This window comes from Flavobacterium sp. LPB0248 (assembly GCF_013388355.1).
Classification (GTDB): Bacteria; Bacteroidota; Bacteroidia; order Flavobacteriales; family Flavobacteriaceae; genus Flavobacterium.
Genome location: NZ_CP058246.1, coordinates 2,105,188 through 2,123,363, shown reverse-complemented (window position 1 = coordinate 2,123,363; position 18,176 = coordinate 2,105,188). Strand labels below are relative to the sequence as shown.

The following is an 18,176-nucleotide window of genomic DNA, read 5'->3' as shown; positions in this document are numbered from 1 at the left end:
AAAATAAAAGCCGATTTCTAAAAATTAGAAATCGGCTTTTTTATGTTTAGCTAACTAAGATGTCTAACAATCTAAGTTAGTCTATAAATTTAGATTTACAATCCAAATGCAGCTTTTACTTGGTCAACAAAATCAAGTTTTTCCCATGTAAATAACTCAACAGTAACTGTTTTTTCGTTTCCGCCTGGAGCAGAGAAAGTTTTAGTAACCGTTTCTGGTTTACGTCCCATGTGTCCGTAAGCAGCAGTTTCGCTATAAATAGGATTTCTTAATTTTAATCTTTGCTCAATAAAGTAAGGACGCATATCGAAGATAGCTTCTACTTTTTTAGCGATTTCACCGTTAGTTAAGTTTACTTTAGAAGTTCCGTAAGTTTCAATGAAAATTCCCATTGGCTCAGCAACTCCAATTGCGTAAGAAACCTGAACTAAGATTTCGTCAGCAACACCAGCGGCAACTAAGTTTTTAGCGATATGACGAGTTGCATAAGCAGCACTTCTATCTACTTTACTTGGATCTTTTCCAGAGAATGCACCACCACCGTGAGCACCTTTTCCACCGTAAGTATCAACAATGATTTTTCTTCCTGTTAAACCAGTATCTCCGTGAGGTCCTCCAATAACGAATTTTCCTGTTGGGTTAATATGATAGTTGATTTTATCGTTGAATAAATGAGCGTGCTCTGGGTTTTTAGCGATAATTCTTGGAATCAAGATTTCGATAATGTCTTTTTTGATTTTAGCCAACATTGTAGCTTCTTCATCAAAATCATCATGCTGAGTTGAGATAACAATCGCATCAATACGAGTTGGTTTGTTATCGTCGCTATATTCTAAAGTTACTTGAGATTTAGCATCTGGACGTAAATACGTGATTTCTTTGTTTTCGCGTCTTAAAATAGCTAACTCTTGTAATAATTTATGAGATAAATCTAATGCCAATGGCATGTAGTTTTCAGTTTCGTTTGTAGCATAACCAAACATCATTCCTTGGTCACCTGCACCTTGTTCTTCTGGCTTAGCTCTGTCAACACCTTGGTTAATATCTGCAGACTGCTCGTGAATCGCTGAAAGAATTCCACAAGAATTCGCTTCAAACATATATTCACTTTTAGTATATCCAATTTTACGGATTACCTCACGTGCAATTTGCTGAACATCAAGATAAGTATTCGATTTTACTTCACCTGCTAAAATAACCTGACCAGTTGTAACTAACGTTTCGCAAGCTACTTTTGAGTCAGCGTCAAATGCCAAAAAGTTGTCAATTAATGCATCCGAAATTTGATCTGCAACTTTGTCTGGATGCCCTTCACTAACAGATTCTGACGTAAATAAATAAGCCATAATAATGTAATAAAAATGTATTAGTTTAAATTTAAGCGAGGAAAATAATTGCTAAAAAAGGGCTAAAGGAGAGTTTCTGCTTTAGCATTTTTTACTGCTGAAATGAATCTTTCAGCATTCACAATGAAACCATTTCATTATGAAGAGGTTGCAATCAGTTCAAATTTTTCCTCTGTTTCGGGTGCAAAGGTATGAAACCATTTTGATTTGCAAATTAAAGTTCAACTTTTTTTATTTTTTCTAGCAGAAATTTAACAATAACATACTATTTTGATAGGGTAATAGAAAATATTTTGTTTTTTGTTTGGTCGATTAAAAAATAGTTTGCAACTTTGCTCCGTTAAAACAAAGAAACAAATGAAATTTACAGTTTGCAATATGATGTCTTGTAAGATGCCGGAGTTATCCGCAGAGACGCTATTGTAGTTATTTTTCAATAAAATATAAATAGAACCTCTGCCGAACCGCAGAGGTTTTTTTTATGCCAAAAATAAACCTGTAAGATTTTTTTTAAGCCAAAAACAATAATTAATCAGTAAAAAAAGAAATGAAGAAAAATGTACTAATCGTTTTAGGTCTTGTGACTTTTTCAGGACTTTATGCTCAAGACAATAAAAAAGAGCAAGACAGTTTAAAAAACAACGAACTGTCTGAAGTTACTATTATTGGATCAAGAAGTAAAAACAGAGTTAAAACAGACGTGCCAGTTCCGGTAGATGTTTTTAACGTATCAGAAATAACAAAAGGAGCACCGCAAACAAGCGTAACTCAGATTTTAAATTATGTTGCTCCGTCGTTTACGAGTAATCCAACTTCTACAGCAGATGCAACAGATCACGTAGATCCTGCACAATTAAGAGGATTAGGGCCAGATCAGGTCTTAATCTTAGTAAACGGAAAAAGAAGACATACAAGTGCTTTAGTAAACATAAACGGATCGCCAGGAAGAGGATCTGTTGGAACAGACCTAAATGCCATTCCGTCTTTTGCCATAGAAAGAATAGAAGTATTAAGAGATGGAGCTGCCGCACAATACGGTTCTGATGCGATTGCGGGAGTTATTAATATTGTTTTAAAGAAAAACGCTAATTATTTGACCGGAGGAATTCAATATGGTGCAAATCTATCTTCGGGATCAAATAATTTTGAAGGAGGAGCAGACGGACAAACAGCCCAAATCGATTTAAATTACGGAACTTCATTGGGCAAACCGGGAAGTTTCTTGAATATTACGGGAACTGCGGTAACGAGACAAGCAACGAGCAGAGCAGGAATTAGAAGCAATCCTATTTTTAATGCCTACAATGCAGTAGAAAATAGAGCGGCACAAGATGGAGTAGAGATTAACTCTTTATTTAGCAATATTAATACGACTACAAATTCAGCTCAGATTTTGTCATCATTAAAACAATATGCTCCGCAAGTAGGTTATTTTACAACAGTGCAGCAAAACGCCATAGCATCAGCTTCAACAATTGCACAGATGCAGACCGCTTTAAATTTTGATGTAACTAATAATGAATTGGCTTACAGAGGACAGCAGAGAAGTGATTATAATATGAGTGTTGGTCAGTCAGAATTGGCTTCGGGACAAGCATATTACAATGCAAAATATCCTTTAACAGAAACTACTTCTTTGTATTCTTTTGGTGGAATATCGTATAGAAGCGGAAAATCATATGCATTTAATAGATTGCCAAATGGTTCTGGAACTTTCACGCAAGTGTACCAAAACGGATTCTTGCCAGAAATTGAATCAAAAATTTTAGATGCTTCTGCAGCAGTTGGTGTAACTACAGAATTGTTCGGATTTGATACCGATTTGAGTACCACTTTAGGAACAAACTCTTTTAATTATGATGTGAATAATTCCATCAATGCAACTTTAGGAACAAATTCTCCTTTTAGTTTTGATGCAGGAAAAGTTTCGTTTTTACAAAGCACAACCAATTTAGATTTTAGTAAAAAACTAGATGTTCTTTCTGGACTGAATGTTGCTTTTGGAGGTGAATTCAGATATGAAAACTACGAGATTAAAGCAGGAGAAGAAGCTTCTTACGGATTGTATGATGTGAACGGAAATTTAGTTTCAGGAATCTTGCCAAGCAATTCACCATTAATTGTAACTGACTTCTTCGGAAACAAACGTGGAGCAGGAGCACAAGGATTCTCAGGATTTCAACCTTCGGATGCTAAAGAAAAACACAGACAAAGTGGAGCGGCTTATGTTGATTTAGAATTGAATGCAACTGAAAAATGGCTTATAAACGGAGCAGCGCGTTATGAAAATTATTCAGATTTTGGAAATACGGTTACTTTCAAACTGGCTTCTCTTTTAAAATTAAATGATAATATCAATTGGAGAATTTCTGGACAGACAGGTTTTAGAGCGCCTTCTTTACAGCAAAGATATTTTGAGTCAAGTTCTACCCAGTTTATCAACGGTTCACCATATCAAGTGGGTTATTTTACAAACGATTCGCAAGCAGCAAAAAGTATTGGAATTGAAAGTTTAAAACCAGAAAAATCAAAAAGCATCAGTACAGGATTTACATTTAAAATTCCTGAAGCTAACATAACCATTGCTACTGATGCTTATTTTACAAGAATCAATGACAGAATTGTATTGTCTGGACAATATTCTAGACCAACAGATGCGCAGATTGCAGCGGCAACTTCACCAGAACAGGCTGAGGCGTTGACTTTGTTTCAGCAGGCATTTGATTTGAAAGGAGTAGAAAGAGCTTCATTCTGGACAAACGGAATCGATTCTGAAACAAAAGGGATTGATTTGGTAATTTCTCAGAAATACGATGTAATTCAGGATTTCACAATTAGAAACGATTTTGCATTAAGTTTCAATGAAACCAAAAGAGTAGGAGATCTGCATATTCCGCAGTCTATCGTTAATGCTGGAGGAGAACCTTACATCTATTCTTTCTTTCCAGAATCAAGCCGAGTATATTTGGAAGAAGCGATTCCAAAATTGAAAGCCAATTTGATGACTACTTTCAATATTAAAAAACTGGATATTTATTTAAGAAATAGCTATTTCGGAAAAGTTACAGACCCAGGAGCAACAGATGTGAATTTAGATGGATTTTCTTCTGTATATGAGCATCCAGAATACAGCGCAAAATTGGTTACCGATTTGTCTTTAGGATATCAGATCAACGAGCATTTGAGAGCAACAATTGGGGTTAATAATATAGGAGATGTTTATCCAGACCGAAATAATCCTGCAACTCCAGCCTTTACAAACACAACGCCAACTTTGTCGCCAGCACCAAGTACAGATTTGACAAATGCGAATCAGTTTGCGTATTCAAGAGCAGTTTCTCAATTTGGATTAAACGGAAGATTTGGTTTTGCCCGTTTAAGCTTTAAATTTTAATTAAATAACTTCTTTCAAGTCTTTATTTGAAAGGCTTGAAAGAGATTTAAAAAAAAATAATACAAAATTTCAATTTTAATTTGGTCGTTAAGAAAATACTTATTACATTTACTCTATCGAATTAGTAGAATTAAAAAATAATCGAATTCAAATTTTAAATAAAATGAAAACAATAGCAAAAGGAAATATGATGTGTTGTAAGATGATGCAAATGTGCATCCCAATTTGCTGTTGCCAAAAGTGAAAGAGACAATCTTTGTTATAGTTAAACTATAAGCCCTTTTGGTCGCCATCCGAAAGGGCTTTTTTATTTCCAACATTTTAAATTTAAAATCATGAATACACTAGATATAAATACCATCGCTTTTCAATACTTATTAAGAAATAATAATTCGGAAGAGACATCAACTGAAACGCTAAAGTATGATCCTGCACAGCAGACAAAAACACAAAAATCATTACTATTTCATTTATATGATCTTGAAGAAGAAGCGGAAGATATTTTAGCTTAAATCAATTTTAAAAATCAATATCAATTACAATATAAAACGTATTAACAATACCTAAAAACTTAAAAATCATGAGCACACAAAAATTTGCAACAAACGCATTACACGCAGGACACGATGTTACTAAAAACGCTGGAACAAGAGCAGTACCAATTTATCAGACATCATCATATGTATTTAATAACGCCGATCATGCAGCCAATTTATTTGGTCTTGCCGAAGCGGGATTTATTTATACCAGATTAAATAATCCAACAAATGACATTTTAGAGCAACGTCTGGCAGCACTCGAAGGCGGAATTGGAGCTGTAGTAACTGCTTCTGGAGCATCAGCAATTTCAACAACTTTATTGACTTTGCTAAAAGCGGGAGATCATATTGTTGCATCAAATAGTCTATACGGAGGAACTTACAATCTGTTAAAAGTTACTTTGCCAAGATTAGGAATCACAACCACATTTGTAGATCCTTCAAAACCTGAAAATTTTACAAAAGCAGCAAAAGAAAATACAAGAGCTTTCTTTGTTGAGTCTCTTGGAAATCCAAAATTAGATGTATTAGACTTAAAAGCAATTTCGGCAGAAGCCAAAGCATTCAAAGTGCCATTTATAGTAGACAATACAGTTGCGACACCTTATTTATTAAACCCAATTAAATATGGTGCCGATATTGTAATTCATTCCTTAACTAAATATATCTCAGGAAACGGAACTTCATTAGGAGGCGTTATCATTGATGCTGGAAACTTTGATTGGGCAAACGGAAAATTCCCGGAATTTACCGAGCCATCTGCAGGATACCACGGATTAGTATATCATGAAGCCTTAGGAAATGCAGCTTTTATTGCAAAAGCTCGAATTGAAGGTCTGCGTGATTTTGGTGCCTCTTTGAGTCCATTTAATGCTTTTCAGATTATTCAAGGGCTAGAAACACTTCCAATCCGAATCAAGAAACATAGTGAAAATGCTTTGGCTCTAGCTGAATGGTTAGAAAAACAAGATGAGGTAGTTTGGGTAAACTATCCAGGCCTGAAATCAAATAAATATAATGCTTTGGCTAAAGAATATCTTCCTGAAGGGCAAAGCGGCATTATCACTTTCGGATTAAAAGGAGGCTTTGATGTAGCTAAAAAAGTGGTAGATGATACCAAATTATTCTCTCTGTTGGCCAATATTGGTGACACGAAATCATTGATTATTCATCCTGCAAGCACTACACACCAGCAATTAACGGAAGAAGAACAAATAGAGACGGGAGTTTCTAAAGATTTGATTCGTTTATCTGTTGGAATCGAAGATATTGAAGATTTAATTGCAGATCTGCAAACTGTTTTTGAGAGCGTGTCGCTTTCACAATTCAGCATCAATAAAAATTAGGTTTTTTTGTTTTTTGTTTGAAAAATTGCCTTTAGCGAGTGGTTTTGCTAAAGGTAATTTTTTATGAAAAACATCATTATAAAATTTAAACCATATAAGGAATGTAAGTGCATTTTAGAAGAAGCGTAATTTAAAGATGCACTACAGTGCGTCTAGCTTTGTGCTGCAAAAAATATTAAATGAACTTACATGACTTATATGGTTTTAAAAACTAAAATGTTAGAAATTATGTCAAAGCTTAAAATAAACATTATCCTTTTCGGAATTGGTAATATCGGAAGCACTTTGATTAATCAGATTATTGAAAGCCAGGATTTTTTTCTCGAAAGTAAAAATGTCGATTTTCATTTTCCCATTATAACCAATTCGACGGTTGCTTTTTTTGAGAAAGAAGGTGTAGGTTATTCTTGGGAAACCAATTTCAGGCAATTGGCGGTTCCTTTTAAGGTAGAAGATATTATCGAATTTGCGCAAGAAAACGAATTTGAAAATTTAATTGCCGTTGATGCAACAGCAAGTGATGAGCTGGTGAAGCATTATAATACGTTAATCAAAAACGGATTTAATATTGTAGCGGTCAATAAAAAGGCTAATACACTCCCGATAGACTTATATAAGGAGCTAAGAGCAGATCTTAAAAAGTATGATAAGGAGTTTTTGTATGAAACATCGGTTGAAGCCGGAATTCCTGTTTTGCAGACATTAAGAGACCTATATTATTCGGGAGAAAAAATCACGAAGATAAGAGGTGTTTTCTCTGATAATCTGAGCTATGTCTTTAACCGGTTTTCGGCAGAAGAAACTTCGTTCTCGGCTATTTTGAAAGATGCGAGTCTTTTAGGTTTAATGAAATCCAATTTTAAAGAAGATTTGTCTGGAAATGATACGGCAAGAAAACTTCTGATATTAGCAAGAGAAATAGGAAAAGATTTTGAGCTTTCAGATATTGAAATAAAGCCTTTTATAATCGAAGAGCATTTGGAGAAAAATGGAGTGTTGAATAAAGACGCAGTCGATAAATCTTTTAAGATTGCCAAAATTACTCAGGCAGAAAATCATGTGCTTCGATATGTAGGAGAATTTGATGTTGAAAAAGGCACTTTGGAAGCCAAATTGATTTCTGAACCAGTCGATTCTCCAATCGGGCAATTAAAAGGTTCTGATGCCATTTTTGAAATTTATACCAAATCGTACGCCGATATTCCAATCGTAATTCAGAGTGCTCCGCCATGTAAACAGGCAATTTCAAGAGGAATTATAACCGATATTCTGAAAATTGCAGAACGAATTAGGACCAAAGAAGCAGTTTGGCTATAAATTTTTAGAAAAAAAATAAAAAAGTTCTTTGATAAATTGATTTGTCAAATGGAATTGTTAAGGAAAACATGTTGTTTTTGTAAGTTTTTTACCTTTATTATTTCGTTTTCGTTTTTGTAAGATGTTTTTTGTCGTTAAAAAACTGATTTTTAACGATTTTTGTAATTAAATTCTTGAATTTAATTTGTGTAATAAAAAAAATATTTGCATATTTGTTATACCCAAAAACTACTAGAAATCAAATGAACTTAAAAGTCAACAAAATGTTTTGTGCCATTTCGGTTAAGACCGAGGCTGGGGTGTCTATTGCTTAAAAAAATTGTAAGAATACAATAATAATATAGTAAAAGCCTCCCAAGAAATTTTGGGAGGCTTTTTAATTTACAACAAATGCAGAATTTAAATAAAATACAATATAAATCACAGATGAATAAATCCTTACAGATGAACAAGATGTTTACTGTCGCGCTTATTTGCGCATACGTCTGTTGATACTAAAAGTATAAATGAGTTTAAAAACTTAAACCCTTTTGGTATCTAAAAATCCAAAAGGGTTTTTTTATTCCCGAAAAGGGCTTAACACAAACATAAAAGAGAAATAAAGATTATAAAACGCAACTTAACTAAAACTTAATATCATGAGCACATTGAACTACTTAGCAGAAAAAATTTCAGATTTGAAAAACAGAAGGACTAGAAAAAACAATCCGCCACCACCAATAAACGAATTAGCTCACCCAAGATTCGGAATAACAGAGGCTGAAATCACGGAGGAAGGTAAAGCAGCTGAGAAAAAAACACCTAACTCTTTATTGTTTTTGATGTATTCAAAAGAAAATGAAACGCTTTTTATCTAAACGGAAAAAGCATCATAAACTAGGGTAAAACCTGCTTAATTTTACTGGGCATTTTTGTTCGGTAAATTTTTGCGTATAATAGTTTTTGCTAAAATAAGTCTCAGAAATTTAACAAACACTTTTAGATAAAATTTGTTTGTTAGAGAAATTAGTAGTTAATTTGCACCGTTAAGTTCAAACACGTATTGAAATGTTATAAAGAAAGGACGAGGGATTAGACCCGATGAAGCCTTAGCAACCCTTCGGTAAAACGAAGAAGGTGCTACATTCTACCACGCCAAACGTGGAAAGATAACAACAAGATTTTTTCTAGTTAAACCTAGTTTTTCTTTTTAATATTTCCATATACAAATCAATAATACAACAGATTTGAAATTGGAAAATATACCAAATCCCATTATAATTCAAGATTTCATCACAGAAAGTGGTGCAACTTATCATTCTATACCATTAAGTTTTACGCTGGCAGGACAACCTTTGCACAGCGCGCCTATTATTTTGGTTAACCATGCTTTAACTGGAAATTCGCAAGTTACTGGCGAAAACGGCTGGTGGAATGACTTGATTGGCGAAGGCAAAACCATTGATACTGCTGTTTACACCATTTTGGCTTTCGATATTCCAGGAAACGGAAGCAATTCCTTTTTAATTGACAACTATTTAGATTTTACAGCTAGAGACATTGCAAGAATCTTTATCGAAGGCGTAAAAACTTTAAATATCGAAAAGCTTTTTGCGATTATTGGAGGTTCTGTTGGTGGCGGAATTGCGTGGGAAATTTTAGCATTAGCGCCAAATATTACAGAAAATCTTATTCCGATTGCGAGCGATTGGAAATCTACCGACTGGCTTATTGCTAATTGCTTCTTGCAGGAACAAATTTTAAACAATTCTTCAAAACCAATCGAAGATGCAAGAATTCACGCAATGCTGTGCTACCGTTCGCCAGAATCTTTCAAAGAAAAATTTCAGCGCACGATCAATCAAGATCTTTTGATTTTTAATATAGAAAGCTGGCTGGCACATCATGGGAAAAAATTGCAGAAAAGATTTCAATTGTCTTCTTATAAATTAATGAATCAGTTGCTTAAAACAATTGATATTACTAGAAATAGTGAAAGTTTTGAAAACTTAATGTCTAAAACAAAAGCTTCAATTCACATTGTCGGAATCAATTCGGATTTGTTTTTTACAGCAAAAGAAAACGTAGAAACCTATGAAGAGTTGAAGAAGTTTAAAGACAATGTTTTCTATAGCGAAATTGATTCGGTTCACGGACATGACGCTTTTTTAATCGAGTACAAACAATTAGATCATTTACTTGCCGATATTTTTAAGGCAGAAACAATAAAGAAATAAAATGAAAGTATTAAAATTTGGAGGTAAATCGTTAGCAAACGGAGAAGGGCTTAACAAAGTTGTTTCAATCATTTCTGATAAAGTAAGTCAAGGTGAAAAAATTGCCGTTGTAGTTTCTGCACGCGGAAATGCTACTGACGAATTAGAATTTATTTTAAGCATTGCTGCTAAAAACGGCAGTTATAAAGAATTATTAGAGAATTTTAAAAAATATCAAATATCAGATTACCCACAGGTTGATTTATCTGAAGAATTTAATGTCTTAGACAAACTTTTTGAAGGAGTAAGTCTAATTGGTGATTACAGCAAAAAAATCAAAGATCAGATTTTATCTAAAGGTGAATTGCTTTCGGCTAAATTATTGACAGCTATTTTGTTGGAAAAAGGAATTCCTGCCAATTTTGTAGATACAAGAGATTTGCTGAAAACAGATTCAAAATTTGGCGATGCACAGCCTTTAGAGCAGCTTTCAAAGAAAAACGTAGTAAATTATTTTAAAGAACATAACGGCGAAACGGTTAATATAGTTACAGGCTTCATTGGCTCAAACAACAACAACGACACAACTACTTTAGGTAGAAATGGCAGTAACTATACCGCTTCGTTAATCGCAAATTATTTAAACGCAGAAGAATTACAAAACTTCACGCACGTAGACGGAATCTATACTGCAAATCCAGATTTAGTTGCAGATGCTAAAAAAATCGAATATTTATCGTTTAATGAAGCAAATGAGCTGGCAAATTTTGGAGCTACAATTTTGCATGCAAAAACGATTATTCCGTTATTAGAAAAAAACATTCCGTTACGAATTTTAAATACGTTCAACCACGAAAATCGCGGAACTTTAATCACTTCAGATTCTTCTAAAGAAGGAATTAAAACACTTTCTGTTTTAGAAAATGTCTCTCTTGTAAATCTTGAAGGTCGCGGATTGCTTGGAAAAGCTGGCGTAGATGCCCGAATTTTTAAAGTAATGGGCGATCACAATATCAGTGTGAGTATCATTTCGCAAGGTTCTTCAGAAAGAGGAATCGGACTTGTGGTAGCAACAGAAAAAGCTACTCTTGCGATGGTTGAATTAGAAAAAGAGTTTGAAAATGACTTTTATTCTAAAGATGTAAATCAAATCACAGTTACAGATAATGTATCTGTAATTTCGATTATTGGTCAGGATTTGAGTACTTTTCACAAACCATATACGGCTTTAATCAAAAATAAAATTGTTCCGATATTGTTTAACAACACCGTGACGGGTAAAAACGTGAGTTTGGTTGTTAAGAAAGAGGAATTAAATAAAGCGTTAAACGTAATTCACGGAGAGATTTTTGGAGTTTCAAAAAAGATCAACATTGCGATTTTCGGTCACGGATTAGTTGGAGGAACTTTAATCAATCAGATTTTAGAATCGGCTGCAGCAATCGAAAAACGTAAGGACATTAAGCTAAATGTTTTTGCTATAGCGAATTCCAAAAAATTGCTTTTAAACAAATACGGTGTTACTAGCAATTGGAAAAACGAAATTGCGACTAAAGGTGAGGCTTATACAATTAAAGATATTATTGCTTACGCGAATGAACATCACTTAGAAAACTTAATTGCAATTGATAATACTGCAAGTGCAACTTTTGTTGAAAATTATATTCCGCTAGTAGAAAGCAGTTTCGATTTGATTTCTTCTAATAAAGTAGCTAATACATTAAGTTATGGTTTCTACAAGGAATTGAGAAAAGCTTTGGCAGAAAACCAAAAGAATTATTTGTATGAAACGAATGTTGGTGCAGGTTTGCCATTAATTGACACCATTAAATTATTGCACCTTTCAGGAGAAAACATCACGAAAATTAAAGGGGTTTTCTCTGGAACATTAAGTTATTTATTCAATAATTTCTCTGCGAAAGATGCGCCTTTTAGTGAAATTTTGCAAGAAGCAATTGATAATGGATATACAGAGCCAGATCCGCGTGAGGATTTATGCGGAAATGATGTTGGTAGAAAATTATTAATTTTAGCTAGAGAATTAGATTTGCAAAATGAATTCGAAGAAATTTCAATTCAAAACTTAATTCCAGAGCACCTACGTGAAGGAAGCGCTGCCGATTTCTTGACGAAATTAAAAGAATTCGATCCAATTTATGCTAAAATAAAAGCAGAACAACAGCCAAACCATGTTTTAAGATACATTGGTGAATTGTCTGGAGATTTGCAAAATGATAAAGGAAATCTAGAAGTAAAACTGGTTTCAGTACCAAAAGATACTGCATTAGGCGGATTAAAAGGTTCTGATTCTTTCTTCGAAATTTATACAGAGTCTTATGGAGATCGTCCAATCGTTATTCAAGGAGCTGGTGCAGGTTCTGCGGTAACAGCAAGGGGAGTTTTCGGAGATATTTTGAGATTATCTGATAAAGGATAAGACGATTTTAAATTGTAGATTTTAGTCCCGATAGCTATCGGGATAGATTTAAGATTTGCAAGCCTAGTTTGTCATTTCGAGGAACGAGAAATCACACTCGGAACTCGACAAAGATTGGCGATATTCTTTGCGGAATTTCTAGTGCGATTTCTCCTTTCAGTCGAAATGACAAAATTGAATAGAATAAAAAAACAAAAAAATAACAACACAATGAAAGTAACTTTAAACAGAGTAAATGACGCATTTCATTTTAAAGTAAAAAATGAACGCGGACACGTAGTTGACGTTGATAGCAGAGCCGAATTTGGCGGAAGCGATTTAGGTGCAAGTCCAATGGAGCTTGTATTAATGGGTGTTGCAGGATGCAGCGCTATTGATATGATTTCGATCTTAAAAAAACAGCGTCAGGAAATCACTTCTTTTAATGCTGAGGTTGAAGGAACGCGAGTTCAAATCGAAGAAGCAAAACCTTTCAAGGAAATTGATGTGGTTTTTTATTTAGAAGGAGAAATCAATCCTGATAAAGCAAAAAAAGCAGCGCAACTTTCTTTCGAGAAATATTGTTCGGTTGCTAAAACGGTTGAACCAACAGCGACAATTAAATACAAAGTTGTATTGAACAATGAAGCTTTATAAATTAGATAATTTGTCAATTAGATAATTAGAAAATGCTCAGATTGCGCATAAATAATTGACTTGTTTTTGGTTTAGATTTTAGTTTTAAAACTTGAAGCTTGAAACCTGAAACTTGACACGAGGCTGGAAGCCGAACTGGCGAAGCAAACAAAAAAAACAAAAAACAACACACAATGAATACAGAAGAATTTGGTTTTGAAACACAAGCCATCAGAACACAATTAGAAAGATCGCAATATTTAGAACATTCGGTGCCTTTGTACCTTTCATCAAGCTTTGTTTTTGAAGATGCTGAAGATATGAGAGCTTCTTTTACAGAAGAAAAAGAAAGAAATATTTACAGCCGTTTCAGCAATCCAAACACATCAGAGTTTGTAGACAAGATCTGCAAAATGGAAGGAGCAGATTCTGGTTATGCATTTGCAACAGGAATGGCAGCAGTATATTCTACTTTTGCAGCATTATTGAATTCTGGAGATCATATTGTTTCTGCAAGCAGTGTTTTCGGTTCGACTCACGCGTTGTTCATGACTTATTTCCCAAAATGGAATATCGAAACTTCTTATTTCGAAATCAATAAGCCAGAAACAATTGAAAGTTTCATTAAGCCAAATACCAAAATATTATACGCCGAATCTCCTACAAATCCAGGAGTTGATGTAATTGACTTAGAATTGTTAGGAAATATTGCTAAGAAACACAACTTGATTTTAATAATCGACAACTGTTTTGCAACGCCTTATTTACAGCAACCAATTAAATTTGGAGCACATTTGGTAATTCATTCAGCTACTAAATTGATTGATGGTCAAGGACGTGTTTTAGGTGGAGTAACAGTTGGAGATGCAGAATTAATCAGACAGATTTATTTGTTCTCTAGAAACACAGGTCCAGCTTTATCACCTTTTAATGCTTGGGTTCTGTCAAAAAGTTTAGAGACTTTAGCTGTTCGTGTAGATAGGCATTGCGAAAATGCATTAAAAGTCGCTGAGTTTTTAGAAAGTCACCCGAATGTAAACAGCGTAAAATATCCGTTCTTGAAATCGCATCCACAATACGAAATTGCTAAAAAACAAATGAAAGCTGGTGGAAATATCATTGCATTTGAGATTAAAGGCGGAATCGAAGCAGGAAGAAAATTCTTGAATTCAATTCAACTTTGTTCATTATCTGCAAATATTGGAGATACAAGAACAATTGTAACGCATCCAGCTTCTACAACACACAGCAAATTATCTGAAGAAGATCAATTGGCAGTAGGAATCACGCAAGGTTTAGTTCGTGTTTCTGTTGGTTTAGAAACTGTTGAAGATGTAATTGCAGATTTAAAACAAGCGCTTTCTTAATTTTAGATTTTAGACTGAAGATTTTAGATTTTCAATTTCTTATATATAAAGACGATTTTTGATAGTTAGATTTACTATTGAAAATCGTCTTTTTTATTCCGGCTTATATAAAAAATCTATTTTTGTATGTTTAAATAAAACAAAACGAAGTAATTTGATAGAATTAGTAGAATTTAACTTATTCTTTTGTGATAGTTCAAACAAAAAGCATATTTTTGTTGTTTAATAATTTACAGCAATCAATTAACTCTTGAAAAGCTGGAATCTAAAACATAAAGATGCTTTCAAAAAAGACAAAATACGGAATCAAGGCTTTGACTTATTTAGCAAGACGCGAAAATAATGAACCAGTTCAGATTGCCGAAATTGCGAAAAGCGAACACATTTCGATAAAATTTTTAGAAAGTATTTTACTGCTGTTAAGAAACTCAGGTTTTCTTGGTGCTAAAAAAGGAAAAGGCGGAGGTTATTATCTGATAAAAGATCCAAAAGATATCAGCATGGCGAAAGTATATCGAATTCTTGAAGGTCCAATTGCTTTACTGCCTTGTGCGAGCCATAATTTCTACGAAAGATGTGATGACTGCGATGATGAAACTACCTGTGCCGCAAGACGCTTAATGACAGAAGTTCGTGATAATACGCTTAAAATATTAGAAAGTAATTCTTTGGCAGATATTGCGTTTTAGAAATTTGCTTTAAACCAATAAAAAAAGACCATTTCAATTAGAAATGGTCTTTTTTTTATTTCTGTTTATATTAAAATATCAATTTATATCCAGCCATAAAAAGCATTACAGCAATTGCATTTCTAAGAAACTGATCTGGCACTTTTCCGCTTAACATGCTTCCCATGTAGATTCCCGGAAGCGATCCCATTAACAATTGACCTAATAATCCTAAATCTAAATTTCCCATAGAAGCGTGTCCAAGACCAGCAACTAAAGTTAAGGGAACAGCGTGTGCAATTTCGGTTCCGACTAAACGTGGTGTTGGCAATAATGGATAAAGGAAAAATAAAGTCACTGTTCCTAATGCTCCAGCGCCAATAGAAGTTAAAGTTACGGTTGCTCCTAATAAAACTCCAATTCCGATAGTAAGCATATTTTGAGTTGTGCTTTCGTTGTGAAATTTATCTCCAGCATGTCTTTGAGAGAAAACTAAAAGTTTCTTTTTGAATATAATAGCTACCGAAGTAAACAATAAAGCCCAACCTAAACTGTGTTTAATAACGTTATTGATAGTTTCGATATCTGTTTTAATGCCGTTTAAAATCCATAATGTAATTAAAGCTGCAGGGACACTTCCTAAAGTCAGCCAGCCTGTAATTTTCCAGTTGATGTTTCCTTTTTTGTTGTGTACAAATATTCCTCCGGCTTTAGTAAATGCAGCATATAGTAAGTCTGTTCCAACTGCTTTTGTTGGTGGAATTCCAAAATACAATAAAATAGGAGTCATCAAAGAACCTCCTCCAACACCTGTTAACCCAACAATAAAACCAACTACTAAACCTGCTATTACGAGACCAATCTGAAAATCCATGAAAAAATATTTGCCGCTAAAGTAAAAACAATTTTATAATTATCCTATAGATTTTGTAGAGATTAAATGTGTATTTTTGTGAATCACAAAATTTGAATGTGTTGTTAAAATAATAAGTGGCAACATTTAATTTGTTAAAATAATCACTAATTCTTTTTTAAATGTCTTTTATCTTGGTTTATAAGATGATAGCTTGTGTAAAAAAGTAAATATATTGTTTTGATATTTCGAAATATATAGTACTTTTGCAAAGTAATCTACTAAGCCGATAGGGTAATGGATTTTTAAGAATAAAAAACATTCTTAGAAATATGGAAAATGAACTTAAGTTAGAAAACACTATAGTAAAGTCTGATTCTTTATTAAAGGAAAAATTGTGGGTAGTGATACCCGTTGTTTTGTTGTTAGGTTTGGCAGTTACATTAATTTATAATCATCACGCTGAATTTTCATGGGATGGTTTCGTTCAGGGATTTGATGAAAACCTTTTAGTGTTTTTCTTAATTGGTGTTTTTGCACAATTAGTAGATGGCGCTTTAGGAATGGGATATGGAGCAACTTCTACGTCATTTTTATTGGCTTATGGAGTTTCGCCAGTTTTGAGTAGTACGGCAGTTCACGTTTCAGAGATGTTTACAACTGGGGCATCGGCGCTTTCGCACCATCGCTTTGGAAACATCAATAAAAAATTGGTCAAACATTTATTGATTCCGGGAGTTTTAGGATCAATTACAGGGGCTTATTTATTATCAGATGTTATTGACGGAGATATTATTAAGCCATTTATTGCGGTTTACATGATTATTCTGGCAGTTGTAATTATCAGAAAGGCTCTTAGAAAAAGTGTTGTAAAAAAGAAAACTAAGAAACTAGGCGTATTAGCAGTGTTTGGAGGTTTTATGGATTCTGTTGGAGGAGGAGGCTGGGGGCCAATTGTAACTTCAACATTATTAGGAAGAGGAAGAAACCCGAAATATACTATCGGGTCAGTAAATGCAGCTGAGTTTGCGATTTCGTTTGCTAGCGGAATTACTTTCATGCTTTTTGGGGGAATTCACGGCTGGCAGATCATTATCGGATTGATTTTAGGAGGAGTTATTTCAGCATCAATAGCAGCTTATTTGGTAAATAAAATCAAAAGAAAACCAATGATGGTTGCAGTTGGAATTCTGATTATATTATTGAGTTTAAAAACATTATCTAAATTATTGTAAAAGATAGTTTTAGAAAGGAAAAGAATTATGAGTGCGATTATTGTACAAGAATTATTAGAGAAAACTAAAGACCTTTCGCTTGACGAAACCTTAGTTTTTTTAGCAAAAGAATTTCCAGGAAAAGTAATTTTTTCGACATCTTTTGGTCAGGAAGATCAGGTAATTACTGATTTTATTGCAAAAAGTAACACAGATATTACCGTCTTTACTTTAGATACAGGAAGATTATTTCAGGAAACTTACGATGTTTTTCATAAAACATTAAAAAAATATAAAAGACCAATTGAAGTTTTTTTTCCAGAAGCAGCTTCAGTAGAAAATCTTCTGAAAACAAAAGGTCCAAATAGCTTTTACGATTCAGTTGAAAACAGAAAAGAGTGCTGTTTTATTCGAAAAGTAGTTCCGTTGAGAAAAGCTTTAGCAGGAAATTCAGTTTGGATTACAGGCTTAAGAGCAGAACAATCAGAAAACAGACAAGATTTAAATCTGTTTGAATACGATGGAAACTTCGAAATCATCAAATTCAATCCGTTGTTAAAATGGACTTTAGAAGAAGTTGAAACGTATTTGTCGGATAACAATGTTCCGCAAAACGCTTTACACAAACAAGGTTTCGTAAGTATTGGATGTGCGCCTTGTACAAGAGCAATTTTCCCAGGTGAAGATATCAGAGCCGGAAGATGGTGGTGGGAGTCAAGCCATAAAGAGTGCGGGCTTCACAGTGCTAAGAAAGAATAAAGAAGCAAGAGGCAAGACTTCTTTAGAGAATAGAATATAGATTATAGAATAAAGAGTGGGGATTTTAGATCAGGTAACTTGAAACTTTAAACCTGAAACAAAATTTTTCACAACAAAAATATCAAA

14 protein-coding genes and 1 riboswitch are annotated in these 18,176 nt (G+C 33.8%); of the genes, 12 read left to right on the top strand and 2 right to left on the bottom strand.

What is annotated here, in order from left to right; all coding sequences use genetic code 11:
• Window positions 1–95: 95 nt before the first annotated feature.
• Complete coding sequence (metK, locus tag LPB248_RS08765) at window positions 96–1,346, bottom strand: methionine adenosyltransferase (RefSeq protein WP_177211095.1); 1,251 nt, start codon at window positions 1,344–1,346, stop codon at window positions 96–98.
• A gap of 547 nt (window positions 1,347–1,893) precedes the next feature.
• Here metK and LPB248_RS08760 point away from each other — a divergent pair.
• The 10 genes from LPB248_RS08760 to LPB248_RS08715 all read left to right on the top strand — a co-directional run bounded on the left by LPB248_RS08760 (window position 1,894) and on the right by LPB248_RS08715 (window position 15,245).
• A complete protein-coding gene (locus LPB248_RS08760; protein ID WP_177211094.1) occupies window positions 1,894–4,740 on the top strand; it encodes a TonB-dependent receptor plug domain-containing protein in 2,847 nt (948 codons plus the stop codon).
• Window positions 4,741–5,075: 335 nt separating this feature from the next.
• Window positions 5,076–5,252, top strand: a complete 177-nt coding sequence (locus tag LPB248_RS08755; protein WP_177211093.1) for a hypothetical protein — start codon at window positions 5,076–5,078, stop codon at window positions 5,250–5,252.
• Window positions 5,253–5,320: 68 nt separating this feature from the next.
• Window positions 5,321–6,625 (top strand): O-acetylhomoserine aminocarboxypropyltransferase/cysteine synthase family protein, encoded by a 1,305-nt coding sequence (locus tag LPB248_RS08750; protein ID WP_177211092.1) that lies wholly within the window; start codon window positions 5,321–5,323, stop codon window positions 6,623–6,625.
• 228 nt (window positions 6,626–6,853) lie between these two features.
• Window positions 6,854–7,942 carry an aspartate kinase gene (locus tag LPB248_RS08745; protein WP_177211091.1) on the top strand — a complete coding sequence of 363 codons (1,089 nt, stop codon included), beginning with the start codon at window positions 6,854–6,856 and terminating at the stop codon, window positions 7,940–7,942.
• 638 nt (window positions 7,943–8,580) lie between these two features.
• Window positions 8,581–8,799 carry a hypothetical protein gene (locus LPB248_RS08740; protein ID WP_177211090.1) on the top strand — a complete coding sequence of 73 codons (219 nt, stop codon included), beginning with the start codon at window positions 8,581–8,583 and terminating at the stop codon, window positions 8,797–8,799.
• Between the two features lie 190 nt (window positions 8,800–8,989).
• A riboswitch (SAM riboswitch) is annotated at window positions 8,990–9,097 on the top strand.
• Window positions 9,098–9,174: 77 nt separating this feature from the next.
• Window positions 9,175–10,158: an alpha/beta fold hydrolase gene (locus LPB248_RS08735; protein ID WP_255462899.1), complete on the top strand. Its 984-nt coding sequence runs from the start codon at window positions 9,175–9,177 to the stop codon at window positions 10,156–10,158.
• A 1-nt stretch (window position 10,159) separates the two neighbouring features.
• Window positions 10,160–12,574, top strand: coding sequence for a bifunctional aspartate kinase/homoserine dehydrogenase I (gene thrA / locus LPB248_RS08730; protein WP_177211088.1), 2,415 nt, complete (start codon window positions 10,160–10,162; stop codon window positions 12,572–12,574).
• 210 nt (window positions 12,575–12,784) lie between these two features.
• A complete protein-coding gene (locus LPB248_RS08725; protein ID WP_035645609.1) occupies window positions 12,785–13,210 on the top strand; it encodes an OsmC family protein in 426 nt (141 codons plus the stop codon).
• 173 nt (window positions 13,211–13,383) lie between these two features.
• Window positions 13,384–14,556 (top strand): trans-sulfuration enzyme family protein, encoded by a 1,173-nt coding sequence (locus LPB248_RS08720; RefSeq protein WP_177211087.1) that lies wholly within the window; start codon window positions 13,384–13,386, stop codon window positions 14,554–14,556.
• Window positions 14,557–14,834: 278 nt separating this feature from the next.
• On the top strand, window positions 14,835–15,245 hold the full coding sequence (locus tag LPB248_RS08715; protein ID WP_125722103.1) for an RrF2 family transcriptional regulator: 411 nt from the start codon (window positions 14,835–14,837) through the stop codon (window positions 15,243–15,245).
• Between the two features lie 70 nt (window positions 15,246–15,315).
• Here LPB248_RS08715 and LPB248_RS08710 read toward each other — a convergent pair whose 3' ends face one another.
• A complete protein-coding gene (locus tag LPB248_RS08710; RefSeq protein ID WP_177211086.1) occupies window positions 15,316–16,098 on the bottom strand; it encodes a sulfite exporter TauE/SafE family protein in 783 nt (260 codons plus the stop codon).
• A 311-nt stretch (window positions 16,099–16,409) separates the two neighbouring features.
• Between LPB248_RS08710 and LPB248_RS08705 the strand changes: the two genes are divergently transcribed.
• The gene (locus LPB248_RS08705) at window positions 16,410–17,312 is read left to right on the top strand and encodes a sulfite exporter TauE/SafE family protein (RefSeq protein ID WP_177211085.1); all 903 of its coding nucleotides are present in this window, start codon (window positions 16,410–16,412) and stop codon (window positions 17,310–17,312) included.
• 27 nt (window positions 17,313–17,339) lie between these two features.
• Window positions 17,340–18,050 carry a phosphoadenylyl-sulfate reductase gene (locus LPB248_RS08700; protein WP_177211084.1) on the top strand — a complete coding sequence of 237 codons (711 nt, stop codon included), beginning with the start codon at window positions 17,340–17,342 and terminating at the stop codon, window positions 18,048–18,050.
• Window positions 18,051–18,176: the final 126 nt, after the last annotated feature.

Excerpts from the sequence above, each read along its gene's own strand:
- metK (WP_177211095.1), bottom strand. The coding sequence starts at position 1,346 with ATGGCTTATTTATTTACGTCAGAATCTGTTAGTGAAGGGCATCCAGAC.
- LPB248_RS08750 (WP_177211092.1), top strand. The coding sequence starts at position 5,321 with ATGAGCACACAAAAATTTGCAACAAACGCATTACACGCAGGACACGAT.
- LPB248_RS08700 (WP_177211084.1), top strand. The coding sequence starts at position 17,340 with ATGAGTGCGATTATTGTACAAGAATTATTAGAGAAAACTAAAGACCTT.
- LPB248_RS08720 (WP_177211087.1), top strand. The coding sequence starts at position 13,384 with ATGAATACAGAAGAATTTGGTTTTGAAACACAAGCCATCAGAACACAA.
- LPB248_RS08715 (WP_125722103.1), top strand. The coding sequence starts at position 14,835 with ATGCTTTCAAAAAAGACAAAATACGGAATCAAGGCTTTGACTTATTTA.
- LPB248_RS08755 (WP_177211093.1), top strand. The coding sequence starts at position 5,076 with ATGAATACACTAGATATAAATACCATCGCTTTTCAATACTTATTAAGA.
- LPB248_RS08740 (WP_177211090.1), top strand. The coding sequence starts at position 8,581 with ATGAGCACATTGAACTACTTAGCAGAAAAAATTTCAGATTTGAAAAAC.
- LPB248_RS08760 (WP_177211094.1), top strand. The coding sequence starts at position 1,894 with ATGAAGAAAAATGTACTAATCGTTTTAGGTCTTGTGACTTTTTCAGGA.
- thrA (WP_177211088.1), top strand. The coding sequence starts at position 10,160 with ATGAAAGTATTAAAATTTGGAGGTAAATCGTTAGCAAACGGAGAAGGG.
- LPB248_RS08745 (WP_177211091.1), top strand. The coding sequence starts at position 6,854 with ATGTCAAAGCTTAAAATAAACATTATCCTTTTCGGAATTGGTAATATC.
- LPB248_RS08725 (WP_035645609.1), top strand. The coding sequence starts at position 12,785 with ATGAAAGTAACTTTAAACAGAGTAAATGACGCATTTCATTTTAAAGTA.
- LPB248_RS08705 (WP_177211085.1), top strand. The coding sequence starts at position 16,410 with ATGGAAAATGAACTTAAGTTAGAAAACACTATAGTAAAGTCTGATTCT.
- LPB248_RS08710 (WP_177211086.1), bottom strand. The coding sequence starts at position 16,098 with ATGGATTTTCAGATTGGTCTCGTAATAGCAGGTTTAGTAGTTGGTTTT.